The organism is Pseudovibrio sp. Ad46, from assembly GCF_001623065.1.
Taxonomy (GTDB): domain Bacteria; phylum Pseudomonadota; class Alphaproteobacteria; order Rhizobiales; family Stappiaceae; genus Pseudovibrio.
Map to the genome: position 1 here is coordinate 111,600 of NZ_LMCG01000082.1, position 18,063 is coordinate 129,662.

The following is an 18,063-nucleotide window of genomic DNA, read 5'->3' on the forward strand; positions in this document are numbered from 1 at the left end:
TCAGCTTAATCAGCAGCTTCCAGCTCTACCTTCTTCGCAGCCTGCTCTTGCGCAGTTTTATCTTCGTTCTCCAGCTCATCTTCCAAATCCGGATCATCTTCAAAGCTGGCAGACAGGTTCTTCTCAACCTGACGCAACAAGCGACGAAGCTTCTTGCGGTCTTTGTCATCCATACCTGCAAGCGCTTCTTTCTCAAGACGCTTCCATGCACGATCTACCAGTAAGATCCGGTCACGGCCTTCCTCACTCAGGAACACGCGCGCAAGCCTGCCGTCTGTTTCCGAGATGCGGCGGAAAACAAGCCCTTGAGCTGTCAGGCGTGTCACCATTTTTGTCACGGTTGGTGGCTGAACACCAAGCGCCAGAGCCAACTGGCTCATGGTCTTGCCATCAGTCTCGCTCAAAACTTTCAGAACAGCTTCCTGCCCCGGATGCAATCCGATGCGCGAAAGGTGTGCCCCAGAACGCGCCCGCTGCGCCTTCGCTGCCTGCGCAAGACGAAATGTCGTGCTTTTTTTAAAATTAAAACCCATGGTCTGGCTAATCTCGCTGCTGTCCTAATCAACGTAAAACGCCCGAAAAAAAGCGCCGTACAGCAGTGATAGCCGCCGAATATATAACTCAGATGACAGTTCGATAATTATTTAGTGACCTAATGAGATTTCTTAGGTGTTTAAGCTCTTTAGTTCTACTCAGTGGGATTTTGAGGTTACGCGGATACTTTTATCTGCTGTCCCATCGCCTGCTCCAACGCATCCACCGCTTCACGGCAATACGACGCGTACTGTGATTCCATACGGTAGTTCAGCGAGCGTGGGTAAGAAGCATCAAGCGTCATATCATGGGTAATACGCCCTGGCCCCGCCGCCATCACAACGATGCGGGAAGACAGAAACACACTCTCATAAACAGAGTGCGTCACGAACAGGATCGTCCAGTCATGGGCAGACTTCAGCTCAAGTAGGTCATCATTGAGCTTGTTGCGGGTAATCTCATCCAGAGCCGCAAACGGCTCATCCATCAGCAACAGCTTCGGCTTGGTCACCAGGGCTCGTGCAATGGAAACCCGCATCTTCATGCCGCCGGAAAGCTCTGAGGGCATATGCGTCGCAAAATTGGAAAGCCCAACCATCTCCAGTGCGTCTTCAACGCGATCCTTCGCATCACGCTTGGAAACACCCTTCACCTTCAACGGCCAGTAGACATTCTCAAAGGTATTCGCCCACGGCAGCAAGGTCGGTTCCTGAAACACAAACCCAACCTCTTCCTGCCCGGACCGGATAATCTCACCTGAGCTGGGCTCCTCCAACCCGGAAATGAGCCGCAGAATAGTAGACTTCCCACACCCTGACGGCCCAAGAATACTCAAAAACTCCCCCGCCCTCACATCCAAGTCAAACCCATCGATAGCGGTGGTGCCATTCTCAAAGGTCTTGGAGATGTCCTTTAGGGACAGGAGGGGGGAGTTTTTCATTTTCATTGGGACCTAAGAAAGTTTATTTCTCCTAGTCGACCTATCATAAGATTGATCTCACGCCCACCTTATTGAACAACAGCCGTATTGAAGTTTTTGTTGACTGGATGATTGCATGGAACCGCTGTTCCGGCACCATCAATATCAGCACCACATACCTTTGCGTTGTCTTGATAGTCCAAAAGCTGATGCCCCCAGCCCAAGACAGTGCTTCCAGGCATGTTCGGAACCACCTCACCTGTCAGAACGGCTCGCGAGGCAGCGATTGTCTCAAGCATTCGTGTCTTCAGATCTTGATCATTGCCAGATCCAACAGCCAGATTACAAGCTGCCTGCACTGAACGTAAGGGAGCACCTATAGGAGCGGTAATCTTCGTATTCCAAAGGTAGTCCATATCGACAATACGCCCACGAGCTTCATGTTCGCGCGAAGGATTCACGAATGCGAAATCAGAACCGCTAGTATACTGAGCATTAGAAAAATCCGCATCATCTGAACCAGAGAAATAACCACTTCGCGGCCAGCCGACAATTTTCTTGGTGCCCGGGAATTTTGTCCCGACTTCATCAATCAAACTGTGCCCAGACACACCAGTTGCCGCAGAAGAGCATGAGAAAAACACGAGTTTATCGAAGTCAGCGCCAACATCTCTTGCCGTTTTGAGATGTTGCGCAAATACATCTTTGTCAAATGGCCCAATTCCATTGCAGTTTCCATGGGCAGTCGCAACCAGATTATCGACCTGCGAGATAGGAGTACCTCCAGAAAGTTGAATAACACTGCCATTATCCTTCATATAATAAACGTTACCGGCTCCGAGGTTATCCTCGGTCCAGATTTGATTTCGAGAATTTGTAAAACGGTCGCAATAGGTTGAGGTTATCAGGACGCCCGTTGTTGCAACCGCCTCACCAGCCATCACCCCAGCCAGTGCCAGTGCAACGCCACCAAGTAGTCCTTTTCGTGTCTTTCTAGAAAACATAATCGGCTTCTCCTTCTTGTTATTAGCCACCAAGAAGGACGGGGCATTGCGCCTCACGTGAGCCATTAGCCCCAACTGCCAGTCACCAGAGTAAACGCCTCCCTACCCACTACCTCTGAAAAACCAGAGCATCCCGTTCCTTCCCCCATGACGGCTGCGCTTCAACACGCTACTCTGCACGCAAGACAACAAGCACCGGAAAACCATATGAGCGCCCTGCCCCGCCGTTATTGGCACGAGATGACAACAACGGACTTCTCTGAGAACGACACCAGCGACTGGATCGCTGTGTTGCCGATTGCGGCGATTGAGCAGCATGGCCCGCATCTGCCGGTCTACACGGACACTTGCATCGCTAAAGGGCAAGTCGCTCGCACGGTTGAGCTGTTGCCCGATGATCTGCCAGTCACATTCCTCCCCGTTCAGGCCGTCGGCAAATCAGATGAGCATCATTCGTTCCCGGGCACACTCAGCCTCACATGGGAAACTGCTGTTAAAGCCTGGATTGAGATCGGGGAATGTGTTGCCAGAGCAGGTATCCGCAAGCTGGTGCTGGCCAACTCCCACGGCGGCAACTCACCGCTGATGGACATCATCACCCGTGACTTGCGCCTCAAACACAACATGCTGGCGGTCGAATCCAGCTGGCTCCGCTTTGGCCAACCAGAAGGCCTCTATGCTGAGGAAGAGTTCACCTACGGCATTCACGGCGGAGATATCGAAACCTCCATCATGCTCTCCTTACGTCCTGATCTGGTACGCATGGATCAGGCGATAGACTTCACCTCCACTCAAACCGACCACATCAACAACGATGCTTATCTGCGCGCGCATGGCCGCCATCAATATGGTTGGATGAGCGAGGATCTGAACAAGACCGGCGCACTCGGCAACGCGGCCCTCGCCACTGCAGAAAAAGGCCAGTCATCCCTCACACACGCCTCTCAGGAGTTCATCAAACTCCTGCGCGATGTGCAACGTTTTGATATGTCATCCTTCAACAAAAGCTAGATCATACCTTCAATTAATGACGTAATTTCAATGCGGTAACACCTCATAAAAATTCCTCTTGCTATAAACTGTTATTTATGACAGTTTATTCAAAACAAACACATGAGGTTGGCAATGAAGATCTGTCTCATCAAAGCATCTGCACCAAGCTATTTTAAAGATTACAAGAAAGCGCGTGGAGGCCCGCCTCAGTCCATCTTCTCAGCTGCGGCAGCAACCCCCCGCCATTTTCAGCTGGAGATGCATGACGAAACCATCAGGATGGTCGATCCCCGCAAGGTGACTGCCGACCTCGTGGTGCTTTTCTTCGCAACCCCGGATGCCAACCGAGGCTACGAGCTCGCCGCAGCTTTCTCGGAAAAAGGCAGTCAGGTTGTGATCGGCGGCCTCCACGCCACCTTCATGCCAGAAGAAGCCAGCGAATATGCAGATGCGGTGATGACAGGCGAATGTGAAAACGTCTGGGATGAGTTGCTACAGGATGCGCAAAACCGAAGCCTCAAGCCAAGATACACGGGCACCTACGCCGACATGTCCAAGCTTAACCCATATCCGCGCCATCTCATCACCGCAGAGCAGTATGGCTGGGAATGGTCCGTGCTGGTCAGTCGCGGCTGCAAACACCACTGCAGCTTCTGCCTCATCCCCGGCATGCTTGGCAAAACCCGCTATCGCCCAATCCCCGACATAATCAATGAGATTTCCGAAATGGAAACCGATTGGGTCGAACTTCACGCCGACCACCTGACAGAGGATCGCGAATACGCTTTGGAATTATTCAAAGCATTAGAAACGCTCAAGATTAGATGGGCAGGCGAAACCACTATTCGCATAGCAGATGATCCGGAACTTCTGGAAGCAGCAGCAAGGTCCGGCGCGAAGTACTTGCTCATTGGAATAGAAACCCCGTCCAAGGCAGCACTCAAGCGTGCTGGCAAGGGTTTTGTAAAACCTGAAAACTTAAAATCTCAAATTTCTAACATTCATACACATGGAATTATTGTCGACACCACGGCTATTTTTGGCTTCGACGAGCATACACCAGAAATTTTCATCGAAACCGCCAAGTTCTATCATGACATAGGGGTAGATATTACCGCACCGGCCATCGCCATCCCCTTCCCCGGCTCCCGCTTCTACAAACAGCTGGAAGAGGAGGACAGATTGCTCTCTGACAACTGGGGAGAATTTGATGGTGCCCATGCGGTCTACCAGCCAAAAAACATGTCCTGTGAAGAGCTTGAGGCGGGTGCAGAAGAATTCTCGCAGCATTTTTACTCAATGTCGCGGTCAGCTTCGAGAAAACTTCGTCAGATAAAAGATTTCGGGTTGGCAACCACGCTTCAGATTACGTGATTGCCAGCGCCTCATACCATAGGAAGGATGGCTAAGCCTAAAGGATCCCAACCCTTAAACTTTACCGTCCAATTAAGGAGAGCTTAGAACAGTTTAACTGTCTCTACAGCTCTCCTTTTTCCAAAATTTCGCCCCACAAAGACGCATCAAATCCCAGCAAAAGCTGTTTTCCACCAATAATAAGTGGCCTTTTAATTAATGAAGTTTCCTGTGCCATTAAGGCGATAGCGCTAGCCTGGTCCGTGACACCAGCTTTGATTTCATCATCCAATTTGCGCCATGTGGTACCGCGTTTATTCAAAACAGCGTCCCAACCGAATCGTTCACAGGCCTCTATCAGTGCATTTTCATCTGCACCATCTTTCTTGTAATCGTGAAAATTGTAGTTGATTTTAGATTCATCCAGAAGTTTACGAGCCTTGCGAACACTGTCGCAATTGCGAATACCATACATAATCAACAAGATCAGAACCCTTCATTTCCTCATCATTAGATGAAATATACTCATCTTAACGTTAGTGCGTCTCTCAACTGACGCGCATTAAACCGCAAGAAATACATCCCTTAGCACCTGAATACGCTATGAAATTGCGCTGCGCCCACATTAATTCCTCGTTTCAACTACGCAATGCCCCCTAGACGCATTCATTCATATGGGTAATATCACTAAGACGCCAGAATCCGCCTAATAAGTGGTCGGCGAAACCAGAGGGGCCCTGCAGAACAATTAATTTTCTGCATGAGGGGAAAAGGGGAGTTAATTTAGAATGCGTTTAAAGATTGCATCCGCTGCATTGGCAATGACGCTTGCTGCTGGAACTCAGGTAAATGCTGAAACGCTGAAGTTCGCATTTCAAGGTACATACAATCAGCTAGATCCATACAGCTTGAACGAAACATTCACCATGGCCATGCACGGCAATGTGTATGAAGGTCTCGTTCGCCGTACAGCTGATCTCCAGATCGAACCTGCACTTGCAGAAAGCTGGGAAGTTATTGAACCAACCCGCTGGCGTTTCCACCTGCGCAAAGGCGTAAAGTTTCACAACGGCAACGACTTCAATGCTGACGACGTGGTTTTCTCTGCAAACCGTGTTCGCGCTGAAGGCTCTGACCTGACAACCCGTATCGCAGCGGACGTCAAGGTTGAGAAAGTAGACGACTACACCGTTGATTTCGTCCTGACAGGCGTAAACCCTATCCTTCACTCCGAGTGGTCCACTTGGTACATCATGGATAAGGAATGGACTGAAGCAAACAACGCTGTAAAAGTGACAAGCGCTTCTGACACCAATCCAAACTATGCATCTTTGAACACAAACGGCACCGGCCCGTTCAAGATTGCAACGCATGAGCCAGGCGTAAAAACCACTTTCACCGTAAACGACGGTTGGTGGGACCAGAAAGTACACAACCTGACTGGCGTTGAGTTCACTCCAATCGGATCTGATGCAACCCGCGTTGCAGCTCTTCTTTCCGGCGAGCTGGACATGGCGTTCCCAATCCCGGTACAGGACATCAAGCGCGTGGACAGCAATGCAGGCACATCTGCACTGACCGGCCCTGAGCTGCGCACCATCTTCCTTGGCTTCGACCAGAAGCGTGATGAGCTGACCTACTCCAACATCAAAGGCAAGAACCCGTTCAAGGACGTTCGCGTTCGTAAGGCGTTCTATCAGGCAATTGACGTTGATGCGATCAAAGCGAAAATCATGCGTGGTCTGTCCGAGCCAGCTGCTCTGATGATCTCACCATTCCTGTTCGCAAACTCCGGTGACTTCTCTCGCTACCCGTACGATCCGGCAGCTGCGAAAGCACTTCTCGCAGAAGCAGGTTATGGAGACGGCTTTGAAGTTGGCATGGACTGCCCGAATGATCGCTACGTTAACGATGAAGCAATCTGTCAGGCGACTGCAGCATTCCTTGCGCGCGTAGGCATCAAAGTAAACCTGAATGCACAGCCTAAAGCGAAGTACTTCGCTAAGATCCTGGCATCTGGCGGCTTTGACACGTCCTTCTACATGCTCGGTTGGACCCCAGGTTCATTCGACAGCTACAACGTTCTGCTCAACCTCAACAACTGTCGTGATGACAAAGGTGCTGGCGGACCATTCAACCTCGGTGGTTACTGTAACCCACGCGTTGATGAGCTGACAAAAATGGTTCTCTCCGAAAACGACGAAGAGAAGCGTAACAGCATGATCTCCGAAGCCTACACAATCCTGAACAACGAAGTATCTCACATTCCACTGCACCAGCAGGGTCTGGCTTGGGGTGTATCCGACAAGGTTACTCTGAAGCAGCGTGCGGATAACGAGTTCCACTTCAAGTTTGTAGTGAAGAACTAAGTCTACGGCTTAGCCAACAAAATAATAGCCCGGCGCCCTAGGCGCTGGGCGCCTCTATTCTCAGGAACAACTATAAAACACCATGTTTGGCTTTATTTCCCGGCGTATCGCCATGGCTCTCGTGGTCATGTTTGTCGTAGCCTTAATCTCCTTCCTGCTCTTCCGCTTTGTTGGAGATCCTGTAAACCAGATGGTGGGCATTGAGACCACCCCGGAACAGCGTGAAGCCTTGCGCCAGCGCCTCGGTCTGAACGACCCTGTTCTCGTTCAGTTTTTCCGTTATGTCCTGGGCGCAATCCAGTTTGACTTCGGTAACTCCTACCAGTTCAAGCAGCCTGTGGCAGACCTGATTGGTCGCCGTCTGCCTGCAACGCTGGAACTGTCCTTCGCCTCTGCAATTTTTGCATTGCTGCTGGGCATTCCAATGGGCGTTTACACCGGTCTGAACCGCGACTCCTGGCTCTCAAAGATGTTCCTGTCGGTATCTCTTGTAGGTATCTCTCTGCCAACATTCTTTATCGGCATCCTGTTTATCTTCTTCTTCTCGGTCACATTGCAGTGGCTGCCAAGCTTTGGCCGCGGTGAGGTCGTTGCCCTGGGGTCTTTCTGGGACACAGGCTTCCTGACCATCAGCGGTCTGAAGGCCATCATCCTGCCGGCAATTACGCTTGGGCTGTACCAGATGACCCTCATCATGCGCCTGATCCGCGCTGAGATGCTGGAAGTGATGCGGACCGACCACATCAAGTTCGCCCGCGCTCGCGGTTTGCCGAACCGGTCTGTCTATTACATCCACGCTCTCAAAAACACGATGGTCCCTGTGATCACCATCACCGGTCTGCAGCTCGGCTCCATCATCGCCTTCGCGATTATCACCGAGACCGTATTCCAGTGGCCGGGCATGGGCATCCTCTTCCTGCAAGCCGTGCAGAACGTGGATATTCCGATCATGGCAGCTTACCTGCTGCTCACCGCTTTCATCTTCGTGTTCATCAACCTCATCGTAGACATTCTCTACGTCGTGATTGATCCACGCCTGCGCACCGAACGCGGCCGCGCATAAGAAACGGTAAGGATAATAATCATGACAGATAACACACCAACCGTTTCCGGCAGTGAGGCTTCAGAAGCCCCGCGCTCCGCAATGGCCCGCTTCCTCGACAGCGACTTGCTGCACAGCTTCCTCAGCTCCAAGGTGACAGTCCTCGCGGCTTTCACCACGGTAGTGCTGATGCTCGCAGCCCTGTTTGCTCCGCTTGTCGCACCGTTCAACCCGTTCGATCTGGCTCAGATCAGCATCATGGACGCACGCATTCCGCCGATTGGTATGGAATGGTCCGACCCACGCTACCTGCTGGGCACAGATGATCAAGGCCGCGATCTGCTCTCTGGCATCCTGTACGGCATGCGCATTTCTCTGGCAGTGGGCTTCCTGTCTGTGGCATTTGCCGCAGTCCTCGGCATCTCCCTCGGCCTGATTTCCGGTTATGTCGGTGGCCGCACAGACGCGATCATCATGCGTATCGCAGAAGTCCAGCTCACCTTCCCGGCCATCCTGCTGGCGCTGCTCATCGACGGCATTGCAAACGGCATCTTTGGCAATATCGACCGTGAGACCTGGGCAATCTGGATTCTAACGTTCTCCATCGGCCTGTCGTTCTGGGTGCAGTACGCACGTACAGTTCGTGGCTCTACATTGGTGGAGAAGAACAAAGAGTATGTTCAGGCCGCCCGCGTCATTGGCATTCCGGCATGGATCATCATGATCCGCCACGTGCTGCCAAACGTGCTTGGTCCGGTTCTGGTTATTGCAACCATCAACCTTGCTCTGGCAATCATCACAGAAGCAACCCTCTCCTTCCTTGGCGTTGGTGTTCCATCAACACAGCCATCTCTGGGCACCCTGATCCGCATCGGCAACGACTTCCTGTTCTCAGGTGAGTGGTGGATCGCGATCTTCCCAGGTCTGGCGCTCGCGATCCTCGTGCTGGCAGTAAACCTGCTGGGCGACTGGCTCCGCGACGCTTTGAACCCGAAACTGCGCTAGGGAGGCCAGACCATGAGCATCTTAGATATTCGCGGCCTCACTGTTGAGTTTCCGAGCCGCAAAGACGTCTTCACAGCGTCCCGTAATGTCAATCTCTCCGTAGACGCCGGTAAAATCCTTGGCGTGGTCGGAGAAAGTGGCGCAGGCAAGTCCACCGTCGGCAACGCCGTCATCGGTCTCCTGGAAAATCCGGGCCGGATTGCCGAAGGTGAAATCCACCTCGACGGCAAACGTATCGACAACCTCGCGGCTGAAAGCATGCGCAAACTGCGCGGCAAGCGCATCGGCATGATCTTTCAGGATCCGCTGACCTCTTTGGATCCACTCCAGACCATCGAGTTCCAGCTGGTCGAAACCATCCGCCTGCACCTGCCGCTCTCCAAGACAGAAGCTCGCGCACATGCGGTTGATCTGCTGGATCAGGTTGGCATTCCAAATCCGGAAGAACGCATTGCGCAATACCCGCACCAGTTCTCCGGTGGTATGCGCCAGCGTGTGGTGATCGCTCTCGCTCTTTGCGCAGACCCGGAAGTTGTCATCGCAGATGAACCAACAACCGCGCTCGACGTTTCCATTCAGGCTCAGATCCTGAAGCTGATGAAGCGTCTGTGTGAAGAGAAGAACGTGGCGATGGTCGTCATCACCCACGACATGGGTGTGATCGCAGATCTCACCGACCACGTTGCGGTGATGTACCGGGGTGATCTGGTTGAGTACGGCGAATCCAAGCAGGTATTGGGCGCGCCAAAGCACCCATACACCCAAAGCTTGATCGCCGCCGTTCCGCGCCCAGACGTAAAAGTACACCGCTTCCCGCAGGTCGATTACATTGAAGGCTCAGCAAAGCCCTTCAAGCAAATCGACATTGGCACCCACTGGCTGGGCAAGGCGCGTGACTACAAATCTGTCGATGGCCCACTGCTTGATGTAAAAGACATCACCATGAAGTTCCTCACCAAGGACGCATGGATTTCTAAAAACAGGCAGTACTTCACCGCTCTGGATAAAGTCAGCTTTGACATCCACGCAGGTGAAACCTTTGGCCTCGTGGGCGAAAGTGGCTCCGGTAAATCAACCATGGCCCGCGTCATCACTGGCCTTTACCACCCGGCAGGCGGCACCGCCCACTTTGCAGGACAGGAACTGACCAGCCTGAAAGACAAGAAGCAGGTTCTGGCAATGCGTCGCCAGATGCAGATGATCTTCCAGGATCCGTTCTCCTCCCTGAACTCCCGCATGCGTGTGCGTGATATTGTGGCTGAACCAATCAAGTTCCACAAACTCGCCAGCACCAACAGCGAAGTGAACCAGATCGTTGATGACCTTCTGGAGCACGTCGGCCTTGGCATCGCAGCAGCAGCCAAGTTCCCGCACGAGTTCTCCGGTGGTCAGCGCCAGCGCATCTCCATTGCCCGCGCCCTGGCGACACGCCCTCGCTTCTTGGTTTGTGATGAACCGACTTCCGCGCTGGACGTATCCATTCAGGCACAAATCCTCAACCTGCTCAAAGACTTGCAGGACGAGCTGGGCCTCACCATGCTGTTCATCAGCCACGACCTCGCGGTCATCCGGCAGATGTGTAACCGCACCGGTGTTATGCGCCACGGCCAGCTTCTGGAAGTTGCTGATACCGAAGACCTCTTCGACAAGCCTCAACACGCTTACACTAGGGAGCTCCTCTCCCTGATGCCAAGCATGGACGGCCTGTCCCGCCAAAATCTGGAAGAAGAACTGGCCTAACACCACTCACATTCCGAAGACCACAAAGGGCCCCCAGCGGGCCCTTTTCTTTTGCCTGCAGAACCGACAATCCAGCCACTTAAATGTGATGCACCAACCTACATCTCAGGCAAGCTCGAACCTTGAGTTCCATCCAAAAATCAAATATGGAATATTATTCGAATTATATTCCAAAATCAAAAAACGATGGAACCAACCTCATGCAACCTTCTGGCAAGCAGCAAAAAACCAGAGTTCGCGAAGAAGCAATTTTGGAGAAGGCGCGAGAAATCGCCATTGCTGAAGGAGTTGGCGCCCTGAAAATGCCAGAACTTGCCAAGCTATCGCAAGTCTCCGTCGGCACGCTCTATCGCCACTTCGAAAGCAAGCAGGACGTCGTAGCCGCACTGGCATCCCAAGCCCTTGATATCCGCCATCAAAAACTAAAATTAGTAATCGATCAATTTCAAGAGCCTGAAATGCGATGCCTCGGCGTGATCATGTTGGACTTTCTTTTCAACATCGCCCATCCAGACGTGTTCCAAATAGAAATGCAATGTGCCTCACCTTCTTTCTGGCAGGAAACTCATAATATCAGGCGTCACAATCATCAGATTGTAGCCTCAGATCTCTCTTCTTTTCTGGAAGAGCTCTGCTCAGAAATCTCTGGAACCACCACCGACCCCAAACACCTGACAACCGGTCTCTGGGCCTTCGTTTCAGGGATCTCGTTGGTTTGGTATGGCATGCCCCACGATCAGCCAGACAATCTGGAAGACGCCCTCGCCTTTCTCAGACCTCACCTCATGAATTTCATCAAAGGATACGGGCTGCCGTCCTCTAACACCCAGCAAACTCTAAACCAGCTCGAACAGCATTTTCTCGCAACAAAATCCCAATGGCTATGGACTCTGAAAGGAACAACAACAAATGACGTTCATTAAGCAATGTATGATCGCCGTTCTGTCACTATTTGGCGCACAGTTCGCAGCTCAGGCAGAACCAACTCAGCCGGCCATTTACATGGTCACCCTGCACACAGCAAACTTCCCTGAGATGAAAGCTTTCTTCAAAGACAAAATGAAGATGAAACTGATCTCAGAAAATGGAGAGTTCGCGGAGTTCAAATCCAACGGCCTCAGGCTGTCACTAGCCAGTCATGAATACCTCAGTTCCTTCCTGAACGCTGAAACACTCAATGGAATCCGCACGGGTTCAGGACTGGGCATCGGCTTCAAATATGAAACCACAGCGCAGATTGATACCGCATACGATGCCCTCTTAGCCAACGGCGTTAAAAGCATCGTTGCACCTGCCCAGCAGCCCTGGGGCGAATACACCGCCTTCTTTGCAGACCCCGACGGGAACGTGCACGAGCTGGTCGCCGATACCAAATAAAGCCAGCTATTCAGATATAAAGGGCCCCCAGCGGGCCCTTTTCTTTTGCCTGCACGCAATATGATAAGTTAACGCACTCTCACAACCTCTAATTCAATAGCGCTTAAACTCTCAGGCAACCACTTCAGCTTGCATTACCCTAGCAAGCACATCCTTCTTCCACTTAACATTTTCATTAAGACAGCCATCCCTAAGCTCTGCTCATCCGCAAGGATACAAAAGCGACTAATGCGAACCCATTTCGATCAGAGCAGGCTAAAAATATGAAAAAGACAACTGCCGCCGTCGCAGGCCTTGGGCTCCTCGGCCTCGCGACCTCACCGGTCTTTGCTGAAAATAACGATACAACTGCTGAAAACTCTAAAGTCGAGTTCTCCGACTTGTCACTCGTCAGCGGGCAACCTGACGATGGTACCTGCAAAACACGCTATACCGAAGGTTACACGACCACTCACAAAGGCAAAAGTGACGAAGGCCATACCCAGCTTGAATCTCATAAGGGCCATGACATTCTCGTCACGGAGTCTGATGGAACTGTTGGTGAAGGCATTTACACGATGACCAACAGCTATGAAGTCGTCTTTCCGGAGAGCGAAGACAAAACTCCTGTAGAAGTCACAATGTTTGCGTCTGGCCTTATCGGAGAAAGCCCGATTGTTGGCGTGTTTTCTGACGGCACTTGCCGTGGTCACATCACCATTCATGACGCTCAAGATAAATCCTAGGAGGAGGCTCCCATGACTGATCTGAACAAACTACACGCCGCTGCGCAAAACCCATTCACTCACAAAGCAATCACACCAACACAAAAAGCAAAATGTGGTTTTTTCCCTGGCGGTTTTCCTTTCGAAAAAATCGAAAACAAAACTGAAGTAAACACAGAAAGCAAAGACTGAGAGTTTCCCAAACTCTGGTTAATCAAGCAAACATCGGGAGCCTAGAACATGGACTGGTATTCCTCAGAACGCATCTTCAATGAAAATGGCCGCAAGAAAATTGAGGCCCTCGATCTGGAATGTGTCTTTGACCAGCTCACGGCTCCCGTTGCAGATGGAGGTTACGAGTGGCCAAGGAAGGAAACACGTACAGCAGTCAATGACTATCGCAAATTCTTGATTGACTCACTCGAACTTGAGGTCAAATACAAAGGTGATTATCCGCAGGACGCCCGAGCATGGCCTTCCAAGGCCGTAGACATTGTCTGGCACACACACATCCTCTTCACCGAAAAGTATTTTGAAGATTGCGACGCGATATTTGGTCATTACCTTCACCATCGCCCGCAGATCCCACCACCGGTCTACGAATAAGAACGACAGTTTCTCAAATCGTTCTCAACACGGGACACCCATACTGTGCCCTTCTCTCCCTCTGATTTCTGCCAGGCTGCACAACACCAGAGAACCTCGTTCGATCTGGAAAAATTCATTGATTATCGAAGCCCACAACTTGAGGCGCCAGAAACACGCCCTAAGGCTCTGTTGCACATCGACAAGTGCATTCAGCGCAATGTCTCAAAGCTCAATCTGTCCAACTACAACATAAAAGCAATCACTGAGTTGGAGACAACACTCAGGGATAAAAACAATCTGCCTGACAGCTGCTCAACTATGCTCGGCAGTGGTATCAATACCTTCCTCGAGGAACTCTCACTCGCATTCGCGAAAGGCCGATCCGTCCTCCTGCCTGAGTTTGATTACTTCCTCTTTGGCATCACGCTAGAAAAGCTCAGCATCCAGCCCAACAAATTCAAGCTCACAAATGGCGGACACTGGGATACTGCCGACGCTTTAGCAAAACTGCAAGAAGACGACCCGGCAATCACCCTGCTCAGCACGCCCAATAACCCCACATCCAGAACAGCCCCGGTGGAGTTCATCGAAACGCTTGCCACCCATACAAATGGTCTCGTCGTCATTGACGAAGTTTATCACTTGTTTGCAGATGACCCGCACGCCCTGTGCCGCTTGCTGGAGACACACGAAAACCTCGTCCTCATGCGCAGCATGTCAAAGGCAGGTTATGCGGCAACTGGTTTTGGCTATATCACGGGCAACACCAAGATCATCAGTTGCCTCAGGCAGCTCAAAGGCGGCACGACCATCTCTCCACTCAACGTGGCGGCTGGCAAAGCTCTGATTGAAAACCATGACCTGCTTGCAGCACACGTCAAATCCTGCTGCCAATGGCGCGATCATGTAAAGAACAGCGTCGAGCAACACACCGCTCTCTCCTGCTTGCCCAGCGAAACAGACTTCTTGCTTATCGAAACACCGGCAGGACAAGCAGATGCATTCACCACCCATTTAATCGAAGCTGGCATTCCTTGCATCAGCTACGCACCAATGCCTCAGCTCACCAACTGCATTCGGGTCATGCCTTCCAACATATCTGACGCAATCACTCTGTGTCACTTCCTTCAGAAACTTAATGATCTGGCAGAGGGAGTTTTGCAAAAAACCTAGGTTTTCCGCCAAATGATTGCGCTGTCAAATAATGAACATAGTTTCGACTATACATAGCAGGTTCGCGCCTTCTAACCCCATGAACGAAGATTGTCATGTTCCTGCGCAACTCAATAATTGGAGTAACAAGTTTACTCCTCATATCTTTCCTGGGAATTATACATCCGATCGGTGACAGCTTGTCTGTTCTTCGGCTGCCTCTGGCCGTCTTACTCGCTATTCTCACTCTCTTTAGCTACCGCCAGCCCAAGTTGATGATCATCGGCTTTCTGGTCGCAATAATCAGCAGCGCAACAGTATTGTGGGCCTATCAGGGAGTGCGCGTCCCAGAGAATTACGATCTGGCGGTCTATCAAAAGAACCTGAGTTTCCGTCCGGGAGATCGCTCGGACATCCTAAATGACATCCTCATGCTGAAACCAGATGTGATCACGCTTCAGGAAGTGCACAAAAGGCATCTTCCTCTCATCAACTCACTCAAAAAGCAGTACCCCTACCACATCGTTTGTCCGTTTACCGCCGTCGGTGCAGTCGCTGTGCTCTCACGCCTCCCTCTTGCTTCTGATGCTTATCGTTGTGAGATCGGCCTCGGCATAGCAGCACTGCACATCCAAAGCTCAGAGGGACCGCTCTGGGTGGTGTCTATCCATCAGCACTGGCCATGGCCGTTTCCTCAAGAGACACAAGCTGGGAAAATCATCTCGATCTTATCAGAGCTGGATGGACTGAAGATGATTGCTGGCGATTTTAACATGGTCCCGTGGTCGCACAATCTGGATGAATATACCGACGCCACGGACACTCAATTGGCCGGTCCATTTGAAGCAAGCTTCCTCTTCAAAGGCACCTATGCCATGCGCATTGACCACGTCCTCGCACCAAAGGGCGGAAAGACCTTTCTCCGCCCTTACTACGGCTCCGACCACCACGGTTTGTTTGCCCGCGTGGACCTGTAAACGGCCTTACACCTTACGCGCAACTATGAAACGCCCCATGGGAGACGCCGGATAATTGCCAGTTTCAACAATCTTGAAGCCTGCCTGCTCAATCTGACGCCCCAATTCCACCTGCTTGAAGTAGGTCACATAAGGCGCATACCCAACAAGGCGCATCACATTGATCAGCCAGCGCCAGTAAAACGCGGAATCACCCAAACATGGCGTCTTGGAAATGAGCAATCCCCCCGGCTTCACAAGTCGCTGTACCTGATTGATTGCATCAGCCGGACCTTTGATCAGATGAATAACATTATACGCCATCACCACATCATAGGTTTTGCCATCAAGCACTGATCCACCTGCGGGAGCATGCACAAAACTCACATTCTCAACGCCGTCGTCCCATGCCTTTTCACGCCCAAACTCAATCATCTTGCTGGAAATATCGCTAGCGGTCATGTGCTTGACATGCTTGGCCAAAAGCATCGCCGTCGCCCCACTGCCACAGCCCAGCTCCAACACCTCTTGCTCCGGTGTGAGATAAGAACGGACACGGTCCATTGCCTTCTCATAGGAAGCAACGTCTTTCATTGGTCGCGCCACATAACCCGGCGCATGCTTGTCCCAAAATCCTGCGGAATTCTGCATCGGAAACCCTCCATTTCCTGCAGTGTATCCATGCATATTATCAAAACAAATTGCCAAAATTCGCAGTTGAGGTATACAAATATGCATGAACTGGCAGAGCGTCTCATTCGATTGGAATCAAGCCCGCGCTTTCCTTGTCACAGCAGAGGAAGGCTCCCTTTCGGCTGCGGCAAGGGCCCTCGGCCTCACCCAACCCACACTGGGCAGACAGGTCTCCGCGCTGGAAGAAGCGCTCGGCGTGACGTTGTTTGAGCGTGTTGGTCGCTCACTCTCCCTCACGCAGGCGGGCTTTGAGCTGCTGGAGCATGTGAAATCCATGGGAGAGGCAGCCAACCGCATCTCATTGGCAGCTTCCGGCCAATCTCAGGAGATTGACGGAACCGTCTGCATCAGCGCAAGCGACACCGCCTCAGCCTTCATCCTAACGCCCATTTTGAAGCAATTGCGCGAGATCGCACCAGGCATTCACGTGGAAATCATCGCCACCAACACCGTCAGTGATTTGCAGCAGCGTGAAGCAGATATCGCCATCCGCCATATCCGCCCGGAACAACCAGACCTGACCGCAAGACTTGTGAGGGAAACCACCGCACACTTCTATGCCAGCAAAACCTATCTGAACCGCAAGGGCCGCCCACAATCGGCCAATGACATGGCAAACCACGACTTCATCGCCTTCGACAGGCCAGACAAATTCCTCAAGTATTTCACCGAGTCTGGCCTGCCACTCAAAGAAAGCAACTTCAAACTAACAACCGCAAGCGGGCTGGTGGGGTGGCAACTGGTCAGAAATGATCTCGGCATCATCGTCATGATTCAAGAGATCGCTGAAATGTTCCCGGAAATGGAACAGGTGCTGCCAAGCTTTGAGCCATTCGTCGTGCCCTTCTGGCTGGCAACCCACCGCGAACTGCACACCTCAAAGCGCATCCGCCTGGTCTTCGACCTTCTGGCGGACACGCTCTCAAGCAAACAGTTGTTGTGACTGTGTGACAAACTTTATAATGACAACAGCATTCAAAATACGATGTGTGCACCAACACCCTTAATCGTGAGTAGATGCCCTGAATGTCTGGTAATGGGATGGACCGCCTGCTCCCCTAAGGCGCAGGCTCTATAGTGATCCTGTTCTCATGAAACCGGAGCAGTCCCATGACCACAGAACTTCTTTCCGTCGGCATCGACATTGGCAAAGATACATTACACATCGTTGGGTTCAATGACGATGGTAGCTACGCTTTTCGGAAAAAGATCAGGCGTCTGTCCCTCGTGGCTACGTTCGAGAAGTTGCCGCGCTGTATTGTGGGCATGGAAGCGTGCATGAGTGCGCATTTTGTTAACCGAACATTGCGCAAACTGGGGTTCGATCCCCGTATCATCGCCGCCAAATACACCAAGCCTTTCGTCAAAGGCCAGAAGAACGATTACAACGATGCTGAAGCTGTGGCCGAGGCCGTGCTGCGGCCCAATTTGAATTACGTGCAGGAAAAGAGCCAGGATCAGCTCGATCTGCAAGCCCTGCATCGAGTTCGATCCCGATTGGTCTCGCGTCGTACCGCCACCATCAACCAGATCCGGGCCTTCCTGTTAGAGCAAGGAATTGCGGTGCGCACAGGTAGTAGCAGTTTGAGAAACTCTCTGTTCGCCATTCTCGACAATCGCGCCAATGAGATTTC

At 51.7% G+C, this 18,063-nt stretch carries 20 protein-coding genes; 15 read left to right on the forward strand and 5 right to left on the reverse strand.

What is annotated here, in order from left to right:
• Positions 1-5: 5 nt before the first annotated feature.
• From PsAD46_RS26290 to PsAD46_RS26300, 3 genes are all read right to left on the reverse strand, one after another.
• Positions 6-533, reverse strand: coding sequence for a MarR family transcriptional regulator (locus PsAD46_RS26290; protein ID WP_057461855.1), 528 nt, complete (start codon positions 531-533; stop codon positions 6-8).
• 176 nt (positions 534-709) lie between these two features.
• A complete protein-coding gene (locus tag PsAD46_RS26295; RefSeq protein ID WP_153040820.1) occupies positions 710-1,474 on the reverse strand; it encodes an ABC transporter ATP-binding protein in 765 nt (254 codons plus the stop codon).
• 68 nt (positions 1,475-1,542) lie between these two features.
• Entirely contained in the window at positions 1,543-2,457 is a 915-nt protein-coding gene (locus PsAD46_RS26300) for a hypothetical protein (RefSeq protein ID WP_063308227.1), read from the reverse strand.
• A 207-nt stretch (positions 2,458-2,664) separates the two neighbouring features.
• On the opposite strand from PsAD46_RS26300, the gene PsAD46_RS26305 reads away from it, so the two are divergent.
• The gene (locus PsAD46_RS26305) at positions 2,665-3,468 is read left to right on the forward strand and encodes a creatininase family protein (RefSeq protein WP_063308228.1); all 804 of its coding nucleotides are present in this window, start codon (positions 2,665-2,667) and stop codon (positions 3,466-3,468) included.
• Between the two features lie 114 nt (positions 3,469-3,582).
• Complete coding sequence (locus tag PsAD46_RS26310; RefSeq protein WP_063308229.1) at positions 3,583-4,824, forward strand: radical SAM protein; 1,242 nt, start codon at positions 3,583-3,585, stop codon at positions 4,822-4,824.
• Between the two features lie 103 nt (positions 4,825-4,927).
• Here the strand turns inward: PsAD46_RS26310 and PsAD46_RS26315 are convergent, their stop codons facing one another.
• Positions 4,928-5,278, reverse strand: coding sequence for an ArsC family reductase (locus tag PsAD46_RS26315; RefSeq protein ID WP_057461860.1), 351 nt, complete (start codon positions 5,276-5,278; stop codon positions 4,928-4,930).
• Positions 5,279-5,591: 313 nt separating this feature from the next.
• Between PsAD46_RS26315 and PsAD46_RS26320 the strand changes: the two genes are divergently transcribed.
• The 11 genes from PsAD46_RS26320 (at position 5,592) to PsAD46_RS26365 (ending at position 15,757) form a co-directional block, all read left to right on the forward strand.
• The gene (locus PsAD46_RS26320) at positions 5,592-7,172 is read left to right on the forward strand and encodes an ABC transporter substrate-binding protein (RefSeq protein WP_063308230.1); all 1,581 of its coding nucleotides are present in this window, start codon (positions 5,592-5,594) and stop codon (positions 7,170-7,172) included.
• 82 nt (positions 7,173-7,254) lie between these two features.
• A complete protein-coding gene (locus PsAD46_RS26325) occupies positions 7,255-8,235 on the forward strand; it encodes an ABC transporter permease (protein WP_057461862.1) in 981 nt (326 codons plus the stop codon).
• A gap of 21 nt (positions 8,236-8,256) precedes the next feature.
• Positions 8,257-9,219: an ABC transporter permease gene (locus PsAD46_RS26330; protein WP_063290307.1), complete on the forward strand. Its 963-nt coding sequence runs from the start codon at positions 8,257-8,259 to the stop codon at positions 9,217-9,219.
• 12 nt (positions 9,220-9,231) lie between these two features.
• On the forward strand, positions 9,232-10,959 hold the full coding sequence (locus tag PsAD46_RS26335; RefSeq protein WP_063308231.1) for an ABC transporter ATP-binding protein: 1,728 nt from the start codon (positions 9,232-9,234) through the stop codon (positions 10,957-10,959).
• A 122-nt stretch (positions 10,960-11,081) separates the two neighbouring features.
• On the forward strand, positions 11,082-11,882 hold the full coding sequence (locus PsAD46_RS26340; RefSeq protein WP_153040821.1) for a TetR/AcrR family transcriptional regulator: 801 nt from the start codon (positions 11,082-11,084) through the stop codon (positions 11,880-11,882).
• The gene (locus tag PsAD46_RS26345; protein WP_063291101.1) at positions 11,869-12,336 is read left to right on the forward strand and encodes a VOC family protein; all 468 of its coding nucleotides are present in this window, start codon (positions 11,869-11,871) and stop codon (positions 12,334-12,336) included. The genes PsAD46_RS26340 and PsAD46_RS26345 overlap by 14 nt, the downstream gene beginning before the upstream one ends.
• Positions 12,337-12,599: 263 nt before the next feature.
• The gene (locus PsAD46_RS26350) at positions 12,600-13,061 is read left to right on the forward strand and encodes a hypothetical protein (RefSeq protein ID WP_063291102.1); all 462 of its coding nucleotides are present in this window, start codon (positions 12,600-12,602) and stop codon (positions 13,059-13,061) included.
• A gap of 12 nt (positions 13,062-13,073) precedes the next feature.
• Complete coding sequence (locus PsAD46_RS28230) at positions 13,074-13,232, forward strand: hypothetical protein (RefSeq protein ID WP_161831226.1); 159 nt, start codon at positions 13,074-13,076, stop codon at positions 13,230-13,232.
• Positions 13,233-13,280: 48 nt separating this feature from the next.
• Entirely contained in the window at positions 13,281-13,646 is a 366-nt protein-coding gene (locus tag PsAD46_RS26355) for a hypothetical protein (protein ID WP_063291103.1), read from the forward strand.
• 45 nt (positions 13,647-13,691) lie between these two features.
• Positions 13,692-14,801, forward strand: coding sequence for an aminotransferase class I/II-fold pyridoxal phosphate-dependent enzyme (locus PsAD46_RS26360; protein WP_063291104.1), 1,110 nt, complete (start codon positions 13,692-13,694; stop codon positions 14,799-14,801).
• Between the two features lie 179 nt (positions 14,802-14,980).
• Positions 14,981-15,757 carry an endonuclease/exonuclease/phosphatase family protein gene (locus PsAD46_RS26365; RefSeq protein WP_208982052.1) on the forward strand — a complete coding sequence of 259 codons (777 nt, stop codon included), beginning with the start codon at positions 14,981-14,983 and terminating at the stop codon, positions 15,755-15,757.
• Between the two features lie 6 nt (positions 15,758-15,763).
• Here PsAD46_RS26365 and PsAD46_RS26370 read toward each other — a convergent pair whose 3' ends face one another.
• Positions 15,764-16,387 carry a class I SAM-dependent methyltransferase gene (locus tag PsAD46_RS26370; RefSeq protein ID WP_063291106.1) on the reverse strand — a complete coding sequence of 208 codons (624 nt, stop codon included), beginning with the start codon at positions 16,385-16,387 and terminating at the stop codon, positions 15,764-15,766.
• A gap of 85 nt (positions 16,388-16,472) precedes the next feature.
• Between PsAD46_RS26370 and PsAD46_RS26375 the strand changes: the two genes are divergently transcribed.
• Entirely contained in the window at positions 16,473-17,372 is a 900-nt protein-coding gene (locus tag PsAD46_RS26375; protein ID WP_063291107.1) for a LysR family transcriptional regulator, read from the forward strand.
• A gap of 167 nt (positions 17,373-17,539) precedes the next feature.
• The coding region (locus tag PsAD46_RS26380) for an IS110 family transposase (protein WP_153040822.1) at positions 17,540-18,063 on the forward strand (524 nt) is incomplete at its 3' end.